Annotated in this window: 23 protein-coding genes and 3 pseudogenes; 11 read left to right on the top strand and 15 right to left on the bottom strand. The window is 43.8% G+C overall.

The features are described from left to right. Positions 1 to 9 precede the first annotated feature (9 nt). From ccoO to DXE31_RS01440, 6 genes are read left to right on the top strand one after another with little or no spacing between them, the layout of a single operon-like run. Complete coding sequence (gene ccoO / locus DXE31_RS01465) at positions 10 to 657, top strand: cytochrome-c oxidase, cbb3-type subunit II (RefSeq protein ID WP_114697559.1); 648 nt, start codon at positions 10 to 12, stop codon at positions 655 to 657. A 19-nt stretch (positions 658 to 676) separates the two neighbouring features. Next, positions 677 to 844 carry a cbb3-type cytochrome oxidase subunit 3 gene (locus DXE31_RS01460; RefSeq protein WP_114697558.1) on the top strand — a complete coding sequence of 56 codons (168 nt, stop codon included), beginning with the start codon at positions 677 to 679 and terminating at the stop codon, positions 842 to 844. Further along, entirely contained in the window at positions 841 to 1,767 is a 927-nt protein-coding gene (ccoP, locus tag DXE31_RS01455; protein WP_114697557.1) for a cytochrome-c oxidase, cbb3-type subunit III, read from the top strand. Before DXE31_RS01460 ends, ccoP begins: the two co-directional genes overlap by 4 nt. A 12-nt stretch (positions 1,768 to 1,779) precedes the next feature. Beyond that, positions 1,780 to 3,237, top strand: coding sequence for a cytochrome c oxidase accessory protein CcoG (gene ccoG, locus DXE31_RS01450; RefSeq protein WP_114697556.1), 1,458 nt, complete (start codon positions 1,780 to 1,782; stop codon positions 3,235 to 3,237). A gap of 24 nt (positions 3,238 to 3,261) precedes the next feature. Continuing rightward, positions 3,262 to 3,471 (top strand): FixH family protein, encoded by a 210-nt coding sequence (locus tag DXE31_RS01445; protein ID WP_114697555.1) that lies wholly within the window; start codon positions 3,262 to 3,264, stop codon positions 3,469 to 3,471. A gap of 50 nt (positions 3,472 to 3,521) precedes the next feature. After that, a complete protein-coding gene (locus DXE31_RS01440; RefSeq protein WP_231969265.1) occupies positions 3,522 to 3,695 on the top strand; it encodes a hypothetical protein in 174 nt (57 codons plus the stop codon). A 29-nt stretch (positions 3,696 to 3,724) separates the two neighbouring features. Here DXE31_RS01440 and fnr read toward each other — a convergent pair whose 3' ends face one another. Then, positions 3,725 to 4,495, bottom strand: a complete 771-nt coding sequence (gene fnr / locus DXE31_RS01435) for a fumarate/nitrate reduction transcriptional regulator Fnr (protein ID WP_114697553.1) — start codon at positions 4,493 to 4,495, stop codon at positions 3,725 to 3,727. 77 nt (positions 4,496 to 4,572) lie between these two features. Between fnr and DXE31_RS01430 the strand changes: the two genes are divergently transcribed. Continuing rightward, positions 4,573 to 5,292: a sulfite exporter TauE/SafE family protein gene (locus DXE31_RS01430; protein ID WP_114697552.1), complete on the top strand. Its 720-nt coding sequence runs from the start codon at positions 4,573 to 4,575 to the stop codon at positions 5,290 to 5,292. 87 nt (positions 5,293 to 5,379) lie between these two features. Here DXE31_RS01430 and DXE31_RS10875 read toward each other — a convergent pair whose 3' ends face one another. From DXE31_RS10875 to DXE31_RS01420, 3 genes and pseudogenes are all read right to left on the bottom strand, one after another. Continuing rightward, positions 5,380 to 5,835 (bottom strand): SulP family inorganic anion transporter, encoded by a 456-nt coding sequence (locus DXE31_RS10875; protein WP_231969264.1) that lies wholly within the window; start codon positions 5,833 to 5,835, stop codon positions 5,380 to 5,382. Positions 5,836 to 5,870: 35 nt separating this feature from the next. After that, a pseudogene (locus DXE31_RS10870) lies at positions 5,871 to 6,911 on the bottom strand (SulP family inorganic anion transporter). A gap of 79 nt (positions 6,912 to 6,990) precedes the next feature. Further along, positions 6,991 to 7,290 carry a DUF2177 family protein gene (locus DXE31_RS01420; RefSeq protein WP_231969263.1) on the bottom strand — a complete coding sequence of 100 codons (300 nt, stop codon included), beginning with the start codon at positions 7,288 to 7,290 and terminating at the stop codon, positions 6,991 to 6,993. A gap of 119 nt (positions 7,291 to 7,409) precedes the next feature. Here DXE31_RS01420 and DXE31_RS01415 point away from each other — a divergent pair, with 119 nt between their 5' ends. Next, the gene (locus DXE31_RS01415; RefSeq protein WP_114697551.1) at positions 7,410 to 7,850 is read left to right on the top strand and encodes a universal stress protein; all 441 of its coding nucleotides are present in this window, start codon (positions 7,410 to 7,412) and stop codon (positions 7,848 to 7,850) included. A 67-nt stretch (positions 7,851 to 7,917) separates the two neighbouring features. Here DXE31_RS01415 and DXE31_RS01410 read toward each other — a convergent pair whose 3' ends face one another. From DXE31_RS01410 to DXE31_RS10030, 3 genes are all read right to left on the bottom strand, one after another. Beyond that, positions 7,918 to 9,369, bottom strand: a complete 1,452-nt coding sequence (locus DXE31_RS01410) for a M23 family metallopeptidase (protein ID WP_231969262.1) — start codon at positions 9,367 to 9,369, stop codon at positions 7,918 to 7,920. 84 nt (positions 9,370 to 9,453) lie between these two features. After that, the gene (locus tag DXE31_RS01405; protein WP_231969524.1) at positions 9,454 to 9,882 is read right to left on the bottom strand and encodes a 3-hydroxyacyl-CoA dehydrogenase family protein; all 429 of its coding nucleotides are present in this window, start codon (positions 9,880 to 9,882) and stop codon (positions 9,454 to 9,456) included. A 103-nt stretch (positions 9,883 to 9,985) separates the two neighbouring features. Beyond that, positions 9,986 to 10,147, bottom strand: coding sequence for a 3-hydroxyacyl-CoA dehydrogenase NAD-binding domain-containing protein (locus DXE31_RS10030; protein ID WP_197712089.1), 162 nt, complete (start codon positions 10,145 to 10,147; stop codon positions 9,986 to 9,988). 89 nt (positions 10,148 to 10,236) lie between these two features. Between DXE31_RS10030 and DXE31_RS01400 the strand changes: the two are divergent. Then, positions 10,237 to 10,542, top strand: a pseudogene (locus DXE31_RS01400) (mandelate racemase/muconate lactonizing enzyme family protein); the annotation flags it as partial. Positions 10,543 to 10,628: 86 nt separating this feature from the next. Here DXE31_RS01400 and DXE31_RS11915 read toward each other — a convergent pair. The 7 genes and pseudogenes from DXE31_RS11915 to DXE31_RS10015 all read right to left on the bottom strand — a co-directional run bounded on the left by DXE31_RS11915 (position 10,629) and on the right by DXE31_RS10015 (position 13,088). Further along, on the bottom strand, positions 10,629 to 10,763 hold the full coding sequence (locus DXE31_RS11915; RefSeq protein WP_269460565.1) for a hypothetical protein: 135 nt from the start codon (positions 10,761 to 10,763) through the stop codon (positions 10,629 to 10,631). Between the two features lie 27 nt (positions 10,764 to 10,790). Next, the gene (locus DXE31_RS10865) at positions 10,791 to 11,144 is read right to left on the bottom strand and encodes a TAXI family TRAP transporter solute-binding subunit (RefSeq protein WP_231969261.1); all 354 of its coding nucleotides are present in this window, start codon (positions 11,142 to 11,144) and stop codon (positions 10,791 to 10,793) included. Between the two features lie 48 nt (positions 11,145 to 11,192). Continuing rightward, entirely contained in the window at positions 11,193 to 11,387 is a 195-nt protein-coding gene (locus DXE31_RS10860; RefSeq protein ID WP_231969260.1) for a hypothetical protein, read from the bottom strand. A gap of 140 nt (positions 11,388 to 11,527) precedes the next feature. Continuing rightward, the gene (locus DXE31_RS11910; protein WP_269460564.1) at positions 11,528 to 11,740 is read right to left on the bottom strand and encodes a beta/alpha barrel domain-containing protein; all 213 of its coding nucleotides are present in this window, start codon (positions 11,738 to 11,740) and stop codon (positions 11,528 to 11,530) included. After that, on the bottom strand, positions 11,740 to 12,261 hold the full coding sequence (locus DXE31_RS11905; RefSeq protein ID WP_269460563.1) for a dihydrodipicolinate synthase family protein: 522 nt from the start codon (positions 12,259 to 12,261) through the stop codon (positions 11,740 to 11,742). The genes DXE31_RS11910 and DXE31_RS11905 overlap by 1 nt, the downstream gene beginning before the upstream one ends. Before the next feature lie 162 nt (positions 12,262 to 12,423). Next, a pseudogene (locus DXE31_RS10020) lies at positions 12,424 to 12,864 on the bottom strand (NAD(P)-dependent oxidoreductase). Positions 12,865 to 12,878: 14 nt separating this feature from the next. Continuing rightward, a complete protein-coding gene (locus tag DXE31_RS10015; protein ID WP_231969259.1) occupies positions 12,879 to 13,088 on the bottom strand; it encodes a hypothetical protein in 210 nt (69 codons plus the stop codon). A 292-nt stretch (positions 13,089 to 13,380) separates the two neighbouring features. Between DXE31_RS10015 and DXE31_RS10855 the strand changes: the two genes are divergently transcribed. After that, a complete protein-coding gene (locus DXE31_RS10855) occupies positions 13,381 to 13,722 on the top strand; it encodes a 3-hydroxyacyl-CoA dehydrogenase NAD-binding domain-containing protein (protein WP_231969258.1) in 342 nt (113 codons plus the stop codon). After that, positions 13,722 to 14,165 (top strand): 3-hydroxyacyl-CoA dehydrogenase family protein, encoded by a 444-nt coding sequence (locus DXE31_RS10850; protein WP_231969257.1) that lies wholly within the window; start codon positions 13,722 to 13,724, stop codon positions 14,163 to 14,165. Before DXE31_RS10855 ends, DXE31_RS10850 begins: the two co-directional genes overlap by 1 nt. Positions 14,166 to 14,284: 119 nt before the next feature. Here the strand turns inward: DXE31_RS10850 and DXE31_RS10845 are convergent, their stop codons facing one another. Beyond that, complete coding sequence (locus DXE31_RS10845) at positions 14,285 to 14,473, bottom strand: CrcB family protein (RefSeq protein ID WP_231969255.1); 189 nt, start codon at positions 14,471 to 14,473, stop codon at positions 14,285 to 14,287. Positions 14,474 to 14,608 lie beyond the last annotated feature (135 nt).

Below are 14,608 nucleotides of genomic sequence, written 5' to 3'. Positions count from 1 at the left end.
GATAAGAACATGTCAGAACAACGTCGATTTTTTTCCCACGAAACGCTTGAGCGGAATGTTGGTTGGTTGATTATCGCTACTATCGCGGCAATTTCGGTTGCTGGTTTGGTGCAGATCGTGCCTTTATTTTTCCAGCACTCTACAACCGAGTCTAGTCCTGGTGTTGAGCCGTATTCAGCCTTACGTTTAGCGGGTCGTGATATTTATCAGCGTGAAGGTTGCTTAGGTTGTCACTCACAACAGATTCGTACTTTGCGTTCAGAAGTAGAACGTTATGGACCTTACTCCCTAGCAGGTGAGTCGGTGTACGACTATCCATTTTTATGGGGAAGCAAACGTACCGGCCCTGATTTAGCCCGCGTGGGTGGGCGCTACTCAGATGATTGGCACCGCATTCATTTGCGTAATCCTCGTGACGTGGTGCCTGAGTCCAATATGCCGGCCTACCCATATTTACAAAAACCAGCAGCTGCAGACACAATTTCTTCTCACATGAAGGCAATGTGTCGCCTTGGTGTTCCATACGCTGATGAGCAAATAGCAAACGCACCAAAAGAGTTAGAAGGAAAAACTGAAGAGGATGCATTGATTGCATACCTACAGGGTCTAGGCGTGAATCGTAGATATACTACTGTTGATGAGGTGGTTGCCCAGTAAGCTTGGGAACTAAGACATTATGCAAAATATCGCCCCCTACCTTTCAGTAATATCTACCGTACTTGGCTTGGTATTTTTTTTAGGAATTGTTTGGTGGGCTTGGTCAGCAAAAAGACAACCAGCCAATCAGGAATCTGCTGAACTTCCGTTCGATCTTCCCGATGAATTTAGTAAGGATAAATCATGAGCGATTTTCTTGGTGCCGGTTGGAGTGCCTATATCGCCTTAGTAACATTGGTCGGTATTGTTTGGTGCGTCTGGTTATTGTTTTCTCAACTGAAGGTCAAGGTAAAGCTGAAGCCGGATGGGCAAGTACAGGATACTGGTCACGTTTGGGATGAAGATCTACGTGAATTAAATAATCCATTACCACGCTGGTGGATGTGGATGTTTTTGCTTTCCTGTATTTTTGGTTTAGTTTACTTAGTACTCTACCCAGGCTTAGGTTCTTATCCGGGTGTTCTTGGCTACAGTACTGACAGCGCTTTAATGAAGTCGATGACTACTGCAAACGATGAATTAAAGCCAGTCTATGCTAAGTATGTCAGCATGGATATCGAGCAAGTTGCTGCAGATCCTAAGGCGCGTGAAATGAGTCAACGTTTATTCTTGAATTCCTGTGCACAATGCCATGGTTCAGATGCAGGTGGTAGTAAAGGCTTTCCGAATTTAACTGATGGTGATTGGCTTTACGGCGGTTCACCTGAAAATATCAAAGCCAGTATCGTGAATGGCCGTGGCGGAGTCATGCCTCCATTTCCACAATTGGATAGCAAACAAATTTCTGATGTAGCTAACTATGTGCGTAGCCTTTCGGGATTACCTGCAGATGATCTTAAGGCCGCTCGTGGTGCTGATGTACACAAATCTCATTGTGCTGCTTGCCATGGACCTGAAGGCAAAGGAAATATCGCTTTGGGCGCACCAAATTTAACTGACAAAGTTTGGTTGTACGGGGCTTCAGAGGCAACAATTGTTGAGACGGTAACCAAAGGTCGTATGGCGCAGATGCCTGCTCAAGACAAAGTATTAAGCCCTGAAAAGATTCAATTATTAACAGCTTATGTATGGGGTTTATCAAACAATAAACAACCTGTGGCCGCTAAGTAAGCATAGTGATTCGTGTCTGATAATTCGCCGGGTGGGAAACCTGTTCCGATAGAAGTGATTGAGGAATCACTTTATGAGGTTCGGCGAAAAATTTATCCTCGTTCCGTATCGGGAATTTTTGCTCGCTGGCGATTCATACTTGTCTTTGCAACCCAGCTACTCTTTTATGGCTTACCATGGTTGAGCTGGAATGGTCGTCAGACAATTCTCTTTGATTTAATTCAACGTAAGTTTTATATATTTGGTCTAGTACTTTGGCCACAAGATGTAATTTATCTGACGCTTCTGCTAATTCTTGCTGCATTAGCTTTATTTCTTTTTACTGCGGTTGCTGGTCGTTTATTTTGTGGCTATGCCTGTCCGCAAACGGTGTATACGGAAATCTTCATGTGGATCGAACGCAAGGTGGAGGGTGATCGATTTGCTCGGATACGTTTAGATGGTGAAGAGTGGCCATGGAGTTTTCGTAAATGGCGCCTCAAGGTTGCGAAGCATTTTCTATGGTTATTGCTTGCTTTCTGGACAGGTTTTACTTTTATCGGTTACTTTACTCCAATTGAAACATTGGGTGAATCTCTTTTACATCTCTCGCTAGGGCCTTGGCAAACATTCTGGTTATGTTTCTATAGCTTTGCTACCTGGGGTAATGCTGGCTTTATGCGTGAGCAAGTATGTAAATATATGTGCCCATATGCTCGCTTTCAAAGCGTTATGGTGGATAAAGATACTTTCTTAGTGACATACGATAAAGTGCGTGGCGAGCCAAGAGGAAGTCGTAGTAAGTCTACTGATCATACCTCTCTCGGTTTAGGAGATTGCGTTGACTGTAGCATTTGTGTACAGGTTTGTCCGACAGGAATCGATATTCGTGATGGCCTGCAATATATGTGTATTGGTTGCGGCGCTTGTATTGATGCTTGCAATCAAGTGATGGAGAAGGTGAGCTATCCAACAGGCTTAATTCGCTATACCACCGAGCGCGCGATTGAAGATAAGGAATCTAATCAAAGTGCTATACGTCATATTTTGCGCCCCCGTGTATTAATTTATAGTGCATTTATTACCGTACTAGCATCCGCTTTTATGTTCTCTTTGGTGACTCGCAATCCTTTAAGAGTGGATGTGATGCGTGATCGCGGTGCCTTGGCTCGTGAGGTCGAGGATATTCGTATTGAAAATATTTATCGCATGCAGATTATGAATGCGTCCGAGCATCCCATGAAGGTGCAAGTGAAAGCCACAGGGTTGGATGATTTAAGGATCCTGAATTCGCAAGGAAAAGAAATTCAGGAAATTGATGTGGCTGCTGCTAGCAACCAATTGCTACCGATTAAAGTTAGCACTACGATTGGTCAAAATACGGCTGGAAATTACCCAATTCATTTTGATGTTGAAGCGCAAGAGATTTCTGGGGATAGATTCATCACTAGAACTCGTGATGAAAAATCTACTTTTATTATTCCCCGTTAATTTAGAGCAATGGAGAGAATGTATATGACAGAACAGCAAACGACTAAGCCTTGGTTCAAACAAATTTGGCCTTGGTTATTAATGAGCGGGCCTGCAGTTGCTATGGTTGGATGCATTATTACGATCTACTTAGCAATCAATTACCATGCTGACAAGCCTTTGCGTGACGGTGTATTGAAGCAGGGTCTCAAAGTAGAGCAACTTAAAGCTTCTGATACACAGGCTAACAAATGAAATTCTGCCTTTTGATCTGGATATTATGGCCCTCTTTTTTGGTGGCCGGAATGGCGGAAGGCTTGTTATTTACCATTATTCATCCGCAAGACCTTTTATTTTTTGGGCATCACCCCGAAATATCCGATGAAAGTATTTACACCATTGTTTTTTTTACAATTTGGATCTTTTGCGCAGCTTCAAGCGCCCTGACAGCCTATATCTTGCCTGCCATAGAAGCTTGAGATGATAAAGAGATAGACCGCAGCTTACTTTAAGCCAGTTTAATAGGGGTTTCGGGGTTTTCGCACCCGTGGCGATCTGGGTTTGGAATGCCCGCCAGTTCAAATAGGCCATTCATATCTATGAATTTGATATGACGTTGTTTAATCTGAATAAGACCAGATTCTGCAAAGCGCGAGAGCATGCGACTCACAGTTTCAATCTGAATACCAAGATAGCTACCAATATCAACGCGACTCATACGTAAGTCGAATTCATTATTGAGATAACCGCGTGCTGCTAAGCGTTGTGAGAGGCTTAATAAAAATGCTGCCAATCTTTCTTCTGCTCTCATAGAGCCAAGAGAGAGAAGATGACGCTGATCCTGAGTCAATGCGCGACTCATGATTTTATGGAACTGGTTTTGCAGTACTGGAATCTGGCGTGCTAGATCTTCAAATGCATCGTACCGAATAATGCAGACTTCACTCTCTTCAAGTGCAATTGCATCAGATTGATAATGGCCTTCACCGATCCCATCAAGACCCAATATTTCACCCGGAAGATGAAAGCCAATAACTTGCTGGCGACCATCTTGAAGGCAAAATTCAGTTTTAAAAGTGCCAAAACGAATGCTGTACACTGAGTTCAGCGGATCACCATGTCGGTAGAGGGTTTCACCTTTTTGTAGGTGGACACGCTCTTTGACTAAGCTATCAATTTTGCTTACTTCACTACTATTGAGGCCGGCTGGAAGGCAAAACTGACCCAGTACACAAACAGAGCATTTACTGGTTGGAGTGTCGGTAGGCTTGTAATTCATATTGATGCTAATTATGCAGTCAGTTTATTCTATATGGGTGATGAATCTGGTTTTTTTAAACGTTCTTGCGATAGAAGATGCTAACTTATAGCCTACTTCTTGCTGTATTTTTGGCCGCTCTTGTGAGCGGCTGGCATTGCGCCTTGATGTGCGGTGGGATCGCCTCTGCCATTGAGCGGCCAATCTCCTCCGAGACCCCATTACGGCCTAAATCAGAACTCTTTTACCTTCAATTCATGATGCATTTAGGCCGAGTAACAACATATGCCCTCTTAGGGGCGTTGGCAGCCTCTGTGGGGGTGGTAGTTTGGCAGCAAAACGTAGTTCCTATACAAAGACCTTTGTTTGCCTTGACCTCTCTTATTTTGATTCTGATGGGTTTTTGTTTACTCAAGGCTGGTAAGTCAGAGAACTTGTTGAGTGCCAAATGGATTGGCTCCAAGATTGCGACTTATTGGGCTACATATCTGGGCAGGATGGTAAGTGGACCCTCGCGTTGGTTTAGTGGAATGCTTTGGGGTTTGGTACCATGTGGATTGGTTTATAGCATTTTGCCGCTAGCATTTTTATCGGGAGATATTTTTACTGGGGCTGCATTGATGTTGGCTTTTGGATTGGGTACATTACCTAATCTATTGCTGATCTCTAAATTTTCTGCAGCGCTTACTCAGTTTGGACAATATCTTTGGGTACGGTATTTAGTCGTAGTACTTCTCTTTATTACTGGTGGTTTTGGTTTGTATCGCGCTTGGGTTTTACCAGAGGCATTACTGAAAGGTGGCTTCTGTATATCTTAAGAAGTTGCTGCCCCTATTCCAGCGTTTAGGGCTGGGTAGAAAGCATCTTGTGGTAGCGAAGATGCAAAGTTACTGCGCTCAGCCATTTCAAGCGGCTGGTGTGCTAAGCCAAAAATGATCACGCGAATTTTGCATAAATGCGCAATGTTCCATAATCGTATCCATGCCAGAAGTGTCGATATACATCACATTCTTCAAATCCAATAATAAAGTTTGCGTGGGTAAATTCAACTCAATGTTTTCTAATAATTTGACGGCACCAAAAAAGAGGGCGCCGTGAATACGATACGCGTCTATACTTCCTTCTTGATTTTGTAGACCTGGGAAATCACTTGTTTGCGCAAGTTCACAACGCGATAAGCTAGAGATGCGATAAATGAATGAGATAAAGGCTAAAAGCAGACCGACCTGAACTGCAATAGTGAGGCCCAAAACTACAGTCAGAATGAATGCCATCAAGAGGGTCACGTGATAGGGTAAGCAGCATTGTTTAAGGTCAATCAACTTTTTCCATTTACCCATATTCCAAGCAACGTACATCAAGATTGCAGCAAGACTAGCGAGCGGAATATTTTTGGCTAGTGGTGTGCTGCAAACAAAACGATTATGAGTGGAGTGAGAGCGTGCACCAGGCCTGCGACAGGTGTAGTTGCACCGCTCTCCACATTAGTGACGGAGCGTGCAATAGTGCCAGTTGCTGGCATGCCGCCGAACAATGGAAGCGTAAAATTGGCGCTCCCTTGAGCCATCAACTCTTGATTAGATTCATGACGATCGTGCATCAAGCTATCTGCAATACGTGCGCAGAGCAAAGATTCAATAGTCCCTAATAATGCAAGCGTTATTGCTGGTGCAATCATGTATTGCGCGCTATCCCAGCTAATGTGGATTCATTCAAAAGAAGGTAGCTGCGATGGGATTCCGCCAAAACGACTGCCGATAGTATCAACCGGTAAACTAAAAATACTGGTGATGATAGTAGTAATTACCATCGCAACCACAGTGCCTGGCAGATGCAAAAGCCAACCCAAGCGCTTCTGAAATAATTTCCAGAGAATTAATAAAGCCAGACTTCCACACGCTAGAGCTAGGGCAATCGGGTTCACAGTATGCGCCGCCAAATAGAGTGTGTGTACAGCCTGGAAAAAATGGGTCGGCATTTTTTCAACCTGGAGGCCAAAGAAATCCTTGGTCTGGGAGAGTCCAATCAAAAAGGCAAGGCCGTTTGTAAAACCAATGATGACTGCAACAGGGATAAAGCGAACTAGCGTTCCCAGGCGAAATACGCCCATCAGAAATAAAAATACACCTGACATTGCTGTAGCAATTAATCAATTGGAAATACCATAGCGCTCGACAATGCCGTAGACGATCACAATAAAAGCGCCAGCTGGGCCGCCGATTTGAACTCGACTGCCACCCACCAGTAAAGAAATGAGTCCACCAGCAATGATGGCCGTAAAGATGCCTGCTTCTGGCTTGAGTCCGCTAGCAATGGCGAAGGTCATCGCTAGGGGAAGTGCAACAATTCCAATAGTTAATCCTGCGAAAACATCTTTTGTGAGAAGGGTGCGGTTATAGCCCTTAAACGAATCTAGTAGATGAGGACGAAAAAGCATAGGCTAAATTAATTGCCTAGGAGGTGCGATTGCCAACCCAGTAGGCAAAGTATGCGCATATGGCTGTTACAAAGCTTCCTCACGCTATATCGACAAAGGCTAACTGTGTTAGAAAGTTTCTCACAACGGCAAGGTTGGTGAGATCGTATGTCATGTAACACAAAACCCCAAACAAGGCGCCATATTGCAGCGCATATATCCAAGACTGTTTTGAAAGTGCTGGAATAATCACAAATATACAAACCCCCAGAGCATACAAAAGATAAAAGGCAAGACCGGCAATGAGTTTGGGCTCGCTAGCCATCAAATCACCCATTTGGTCGCGATAGAGATTTTTTGCAATCTCTAAAAGAGATATAAAATCGATTGTGATCAACACAACTAAAAAGGAGGTATAAAACAGCAATATTCTTGAGCAATTCAGTAACCTTTATCTTTATATATTCTAATAGTATGATAGAAAAACTAGATTAGTTGTTCAAGTTAAAGGGGGTTATTATGTTTAAACGTTTATTGGTACCAGTAGATGGTTCTGGCGTCAGTAGCAAATCCTTAAAAAAGGTCGCCGCTCTGTCTAAGGCTGATGGCGCTGCCGTAACCTTGGTTTATGTTTCTGATCCAATGCCCCCAATGGTTTATTCCGACAGCACAATGGGTTACGGAATTTCGCAAAAAGAACATGCCAAGGTATGTGAAGTATATGCGAAGGACGTATTTAAGAAAGCCACCGCTGCACTTGGTGCCGGCGTCAAAACAAATAGCCTACACATCGCCAACAGTAATCTGGCTGAGGGAATTTTGGATGGCGCCAAAAAAGCGAAAGCGGATGTCATTGTGATGGCCTCCCATAAGCGTACTGGCATTAGAAGTATGTTGCTCGGTAGCGAAACCCATGAGGTCATTGTCCATGCAACACTTCCAGTGTTAGTTTTGGGTTAATTTGGCGATGTTCAGTAAAAAGGGTCCATAAGGACCCTTTGTTATTTCAAGCGTCATACTGAATCAATTAGTTATTTTTAATGGGGCTTCCTAGAAGCAAAATTTCTCTAGTGAGCTGTCCACTATCATTGTCTCGCATAGACCATAAATCCAGTTGTGTTTTGGCGGCATACGGATCTATGTAGACCCCATTTTTTCTTAATTCAAAATGCAGATGGGGACCAGTTGATCGCCCTGTAGAGCCTACATATCCAATTTCTAAACCACGTCTTACTTCATTACCAAGTTCGAGTTCTACGTTGTAGTTACTTAAATGCGCATAGTAAGTGTGATAGTTGCCAGGATGCTCCAAAACAATTAAGTTGCCAAAGGCACCGCTGTAACCAATATGAACAACCCTACCATTAGCCACGCTGAAGACAGGTGTTCCAGTTGGCGCAGAGTAGTCTATTCCCATGTGGGCGCGGTAACGTTGTTTTTGGGCTGGAGCGGTATTGGCATTAGGTGTAGCGGCAGGGGCTTTACTGCGTTTGCTGGAGGCCTTTACCATACCAACCCCACGAGAGATGCGTCGATAACTTAATGGATTGGTCCAGAAAGAGCGCTCAAGTGATTCCCCACTTCCGGTAAAGAAGCCGCCAAGAATATCGTTGCGTTCAAGCCAGAAGGCATTGGCATATGTCTCATTAGTGTTTGGATCGATAATTTCAACCGCCCAAATTTGGGCCCATTTTTCTCTATCGCCAAAATCCACAATCAAACGCACAACACTATTAGTGTTTTCGAGGGAATTATTTTCTTCCGGATAAATTTGTTTGATGATGGAGTTCAGTTCCCAAACGAGTTCTACAGGTAGTTGATCGTTTACTTTTCGTGGGTTATATAAGACATCTCTTAATGGAAGACGAATCTCTGTCAAGCGTTTTGATTCATCTTTTAAGTAATCTTGCTGAATTAAAAATTCACCAACTGCGGATGGAGTAAAGGTCCACACCTCTGTTTTGCTGTCTTGAATGGGCCCATTCATAATGCTGAGGGAATCAAAGCGATTGCGACTACCAAATGCGGCGGTATAGGGTATGCAATCACCACGCATGCGGTCAAAAAAAGTTTTTGTTTGATTCTTAAAAAATTCGGCAAATTGACGATCCTTTATGCCGACGCTGGCAGGCAGGCTGTCTTCGCTAAAACTTCGTCGCAGGCAGCCTTGAGTAACGCGATAATCGAGGTTAGCGTCACCATCCAACATAAGTTCATCTGGAACTTTGCGCTGAAATAGCGAGGGATTTAGACTCATACTGCTTGTTTTTGGATTCGAGCCCGCTGATTTATCTTGAAAGCCAACTTGTTTGGGCTGTTGGACGATGATTTTTTTGGGCGACTGCTTTGTACTCTTAGTTTGATTACTCTGAGCTTGTGCCTCGACAATCCACTCTGGGGTTGTGCTTAGAAAGGCGCAACAAGACAAAATGACAACTCCCTTGGTGAATAGGGAGCTAATAGATACTTTTTTATTCACGCCTCAATTATCTAATAATGTGAGCGCAGCTCTGAATAAATATGCTGTGCTGCAGCAAAATTAAATTTAATCTTCATCTGCAGACTATGTTCTGAAACCCTCACCCTTGGCGATACCAGTTTTGCCACTTTTAACTAAATTCATTACGCAACTTGGTGGCGCTGAGATATTGGATAAAGATGGGTATATCAGTTCTGCGGCTAGAGTCATTCCCTCCCAGCCAGAGATCTCTTTTTGAGTCATGGGTCCGACAGCTGCATACCGAAATCCAAAGCTATAACGAACTGCAGTATCAATAGCTTCGGGAGTAGCAATTCCTTGCTCAACCAGTGAGAGAGCCTCACGCATTAATGCGTGTTGAATGCGGTTTGCTAAAAATCCCGGGATATCTTTTTTGACAAGCACTGGTTTTTTACTATGGGCACGGTAAAACTGGCATACCCTCTCTGCCAAAGAAAGGTCAGAATGCTCACCCACAACTATTTCCACCAATGGGAGTTTATGTGCTGGCATAAAGTGGTAGGTGTTGAGAATGCGATGCGCGGTAGGTAAACCAGCGTGGACATCCAGATTTATTACTGCCGATGGAAATATGAGGAGGCACACACACATTGATCTAAGGCGGAATTGATTGTGCGGATGACTGAATAGAATCAAGACAAGCCATCGCCTTTTGAGAATGGCGGCCCAGAATGATGATATTTGTGCCGCGCGCTAGAAATCCAGCGGCGATACCAATGCCCACGGTGCCTGTTCCCATCACAACAACTTGGCTCATCTTTGCCCTCTAACTGCCAAATGTAATGGCTTGATTATTTCTTATTCGAGCCCATGCTGGTAGTGTAAATTTTTAATTAAGGAGTTTAGATGCCGATTATTGAATCCATCCAAGTTGCTTCTGTCGCAGTGCCTTTGGATAAAGTAACTTCATTTTCTACCCGAGCGGTATCAGAGCGTCACTATTGTTTGGTAAAAGTACGCAGCAAAGATGGTCATAAAGGCATCGGCTTTTGTTATGTCGGAAGCGCGGGAGGCGAGATTGCCAAAATTACAGTGGAGCAATTACTCGCTCCTCAACTTATTGGTCAAAATAGTCACCGAAGTGAAGGCCTCTGGATGGAGATGTATAACGAGTCCATATTACAAGGCCGTGCAGGCGCAGTAATCTCGGCATGTGAGCGAACTAATTCCAGTTGATTGTCAAAAACAGCCTGCACAATCTTGTAGGCTTCATCATCGGACATCGTCGCATTGACAACTCATAGGTTTGCTACCGCAGCTAGATTATTGTCTTTAGCTATGCCGCTATATGTTTGCTTAGTTATGATGGATGGGCAATATAAGTTGCCATATTTTTTATTCATGGCTGGTACTTTGGCTGAAGTATCAATCATGACAATGTTCATCCCTGGACTATTTGCTCAATCGGTTACTGCTGTAGTTGGTAAGCCGCCGACCCAGGAAAACGCATCAATTTTGCGATCTTTGACTGCATTAACGGATTCAGCAACGCTTAAACGCTCGCGCTTGATATCTTTAGTCGGATCTAAACCAGCTGCTTCAAGTAAACGAAATGCCATGACTTCAGTTGCGCTTCCAGGGGCGCCAGTGCTGACTCGCTTACCTTTGAGGTCACCCATAGTTTTGATGCCAGTTGATTCAACAGTAGCAACGTGCATCAAGTTTGGATAAAGAATGAGCAGAATGCAAACATCAATAGGCTTGTCTTTAAATTTATCTACGCCTGATGTTGCATCTTTAGCAGCATTCGCCATAGAAAAACCAACATATGGCTTTGTCTGTGCCGATTAGCTTTAAGTTGTCTATACAGAGCCACCACCGGTGACTTCTGCCGTTGCAGACATGCTTGGAACTTTGCTGGAAAGAACAGAGGCTAAGCCACCACCCATGGGGTAGTAAACGCCTCCTATGCCGCCCGTAGCAATAGAGATATTTTGCGCAGTTGCACTTGCGTATAAAAAGCTAAGCGATATAGCAATGACTTTAAGTGGTTTCATTGTTGTCTCCTATTTATGTTTTGTATTGTATTTTTATTAAATTACAGTCCCGGCATGCTAAAATTAATTTTTTTTAACTCTTTAAGTAATTGAGAGTGCTGATCATCGCTGAGTTGCATAAGTGGTGGACGCACTCTGAGCTACTCAGGATCATTGGTGTAATGGGCTGCAGCAGTTTTCATGCCTGCAATCATTTGATACTTAGCAAAAATTCCACGAACCTGATCAAGTCCAGCTTGACGCTCATCTGCGTTGGATTCTCGCCAGTGCGCCGCTAATTCAGCAATGGCTTTTGGATTGACGTTGGCGGCAGTGGAAATGCAACCGACGCCACCAGCACGCAGGGCACCCATTAAAAATACTTCATGACCCCCGCATAGACTCTAAAGCCAGAAGGAGCGAGTAATTGAATGACTGATTCGGTGTATGCCCAGTCGCCTGAGCTATCTTTCATGCCGACAACAGTGTTTGGGTACTCCTTTGCTAAGTGCGCAAGTAAGGAGAGGCTTAAATTAAGCTTAGTAACTGGTAGAATGTTGTAAATATAAATCTGAAGTGCAGTACTACCCATCTTTTGAATGACTTCAGAAAAATAAGCGAAGAGGCCATCGTCTGATACTTCTTTGTAGAAGAAGGGCTGTAACATTAATACCCCTGCGCACTTATGATTCACTGCATGGCGAGTTATTGTCACAGCGGCATCAATTGATGTGGCACCAGTACCAGGCATCATATGTTCAGGATTTAATCTGCCTTCAATTAAGGCGGTCAAAGCACTCATTTTTTGAGGGGCAGATATTGAGTTTGCTTCAGAGTTTGTGCCAAAGATCGCTTGACCAACACCATTGGCCTCAAGCCATGTACATTGTTTCAATAACTTTTTGGAGCATCTGGGCTACCGTCCGCCTTAAATGGTGTGATTACAGGGGACAACACCGCAGGTAAGGTAGAAGGGTGCAGAGAAATCGTCAGGCTGGCTCCGTTTTAATTATTTACTTCTGAAGGAAATTTTTGTTGTGTAAAGAAAGCTTCTAAATTATCTACCGCTAACTTGGTCATTGCTATCCGCGTTTGGACTGGACTCATTTTCAAAAACATCTAAAGCCGCGCCAGCAATCTTTTTATGCTGCAGTGCATATAAAAGAGCGCCCTCTCAACCACGCTACCACACACAATATTGATTAGATAGCCAGAAGGCCTCAAGGACCTCGGTATTGAGCATCTTGTTTGTTTTCGGAGTGGCTTGGCACGCTAGAAAAAGGATCTCGCTGGCTTTGGCTAAAGAGTAAACATCGTGGAAATAGGCATAAGAAACGGATTTCTGATTGTGTCCCGAATAAGCGATTTTTACCTTAAAAGCCTCAAGGCGTTTAGCCAGGTCCTGGCCTATTCGACCCATACCCGCTATTCCTATAGTTTTGCCAGCAAGGGTAGTTGTAATTGGAAAAGGTGCCTTTGACCAAGCAGAGCGTTTCACGTATTCCTGAGCCTCTAGAATGCGGCGGAGTAAGCCAAGAGGAGATTGTCATAGCTAACCCCACAGGTTGCCACCATGCGAATACTGGAAATTTGCTGCACCAAAGCTTTAGGCAACTTGGTGTTTGAGCGAATCAAAATCGCTTGAAAGTTGCCTGCTGGAGCAGGTGCTTGAGGATCTGCATGACGACAGAGAATAAAGCGTCGATCAATTTCCGCTTGCATAATTTCAGGGAAATGGCCGACCTGCAGCCCCGAATTGACGGGGATCATGTCTCGCTAACTTTTTCTTTGAAAAAAGGAGCCCATTATAAGAGGATTTTTAGAACAGGTCCGCATCCCTTTTAGGAGAATATTCATGTTATTCATGCTAGCTGAAACTAAGGTGGTGATTGTTGGTGGCGGCACGATGGGTGTTGATGTAGCGGCTGTGTGTGCACGCGGGTGGGTGTGCTGTTCAGGTCGTTGAGTCAACCACTGAGCGTCGTGCACTCCTACCAGATATTTTGCTAATACTATGGCTGATCTTGGCTATGAGCATCGGATCCATTTACTGTCTGTGGCAGTAGCGCTTGAAAAAGTAGACTCGACTGATATTGATTTGGTAATCGAGTGTGTTCCGGAACTATTGGATATTAAAAAAGAGTTATTTGCTCAGTTAGAAAAATATGCCAAGCCTGAGGCAGTGCTAACCAGTAACAGTACCAGCTTTCCAATCCGCCAGATTGCAAAAGGTCTCAAAACTGCAGCAAGAATGATTGGATTACCTTTCTTTATGCCAGCACACTTAGTGCCATGCGTTGAGGTTGTTTATGGTAAGAAGACCTCGCCAATGGTAAGGACAGTCTATCTCGTTTAATGACTGCTTGTGGCATGGTGCCAGTAACGGTCAAGAAAGATCTCCCAGGTTTCTTAGTCAATCGATTGCAGCATGCCCTTTCTCGTGAAGCTTTTGCCATGGTCGATGCTGGTATATGTACCCCAGAAGATATTGATAAAGCTGTTCGTTTTGGCTTTGGTTTTCGTGAGATCGCCGCTGGTCCTGCAATGAATAACTCACCAACTACTTCCCAATGTCCCAAGCTTTGTGGAATTGGGTTATTCCAAAGTAGAAGTTCTTATATTGATAAATTAAATGCTGCTGCAAATGAAGCACTTAAGAATCCTCAATTACGAGAGCTCATGCTCTCACAAGGTAATGAGATTGGCGGTGGCAACCCAGCAGAGTTTACAGCGCTCATCAAATCAGACGCAAGCAAATGGAGTGTAGTAGTCAAAAGTGCAAACATCAAACCCGAATAGGAGATTGACATAGATTAAATTTTTGGGCTTAGCATTCCCAATTGTTTAAGTGTTTATTTAAGCACTTGGTCAGTCAAGATACCCAAGAAAGTAAACGCAATCGAGCCGATTAAGTGAAGTCATGCTGTGTCCAAGACCCAACTTAGCTCACCGCACTGCATAAAACCAACCACTTCAGCCGAAAAACTTGAAAAAGTCGTCAAGCCACCCAGAAAACCAGTAATGATAAAAAGTTTCCATTTAGGTGAGACGTTAGGATTATTACCAAAAAAGGCAATTGCGATACCTATCAAATAGCCACCAATCATATTAGAGATTAAAGTCCTCATTGGAATGACAGATGTGGCCTAACCGTTAAAAAATTAAATGCTGCTCTTAGCAACGCGCCCAGACCAACGCCAAAGAAGATTGCAAAAATTGATAACCACATAGTTCGCTCTTTA

It is taken from the genome of Polynucleobacter necessarius (assembly GCF_900095185.1).
In the GTDB taxonomy this organism is placed as follows: domain Bacteria; phylum Pseudomonadota; class Gammaproteobacteria; order Burkholderiales; family Burkholderiaceae; genus Polynucleobacter.
This window is presented reverse-complemented; position numbering and strand designations above follow the sequence as displayed.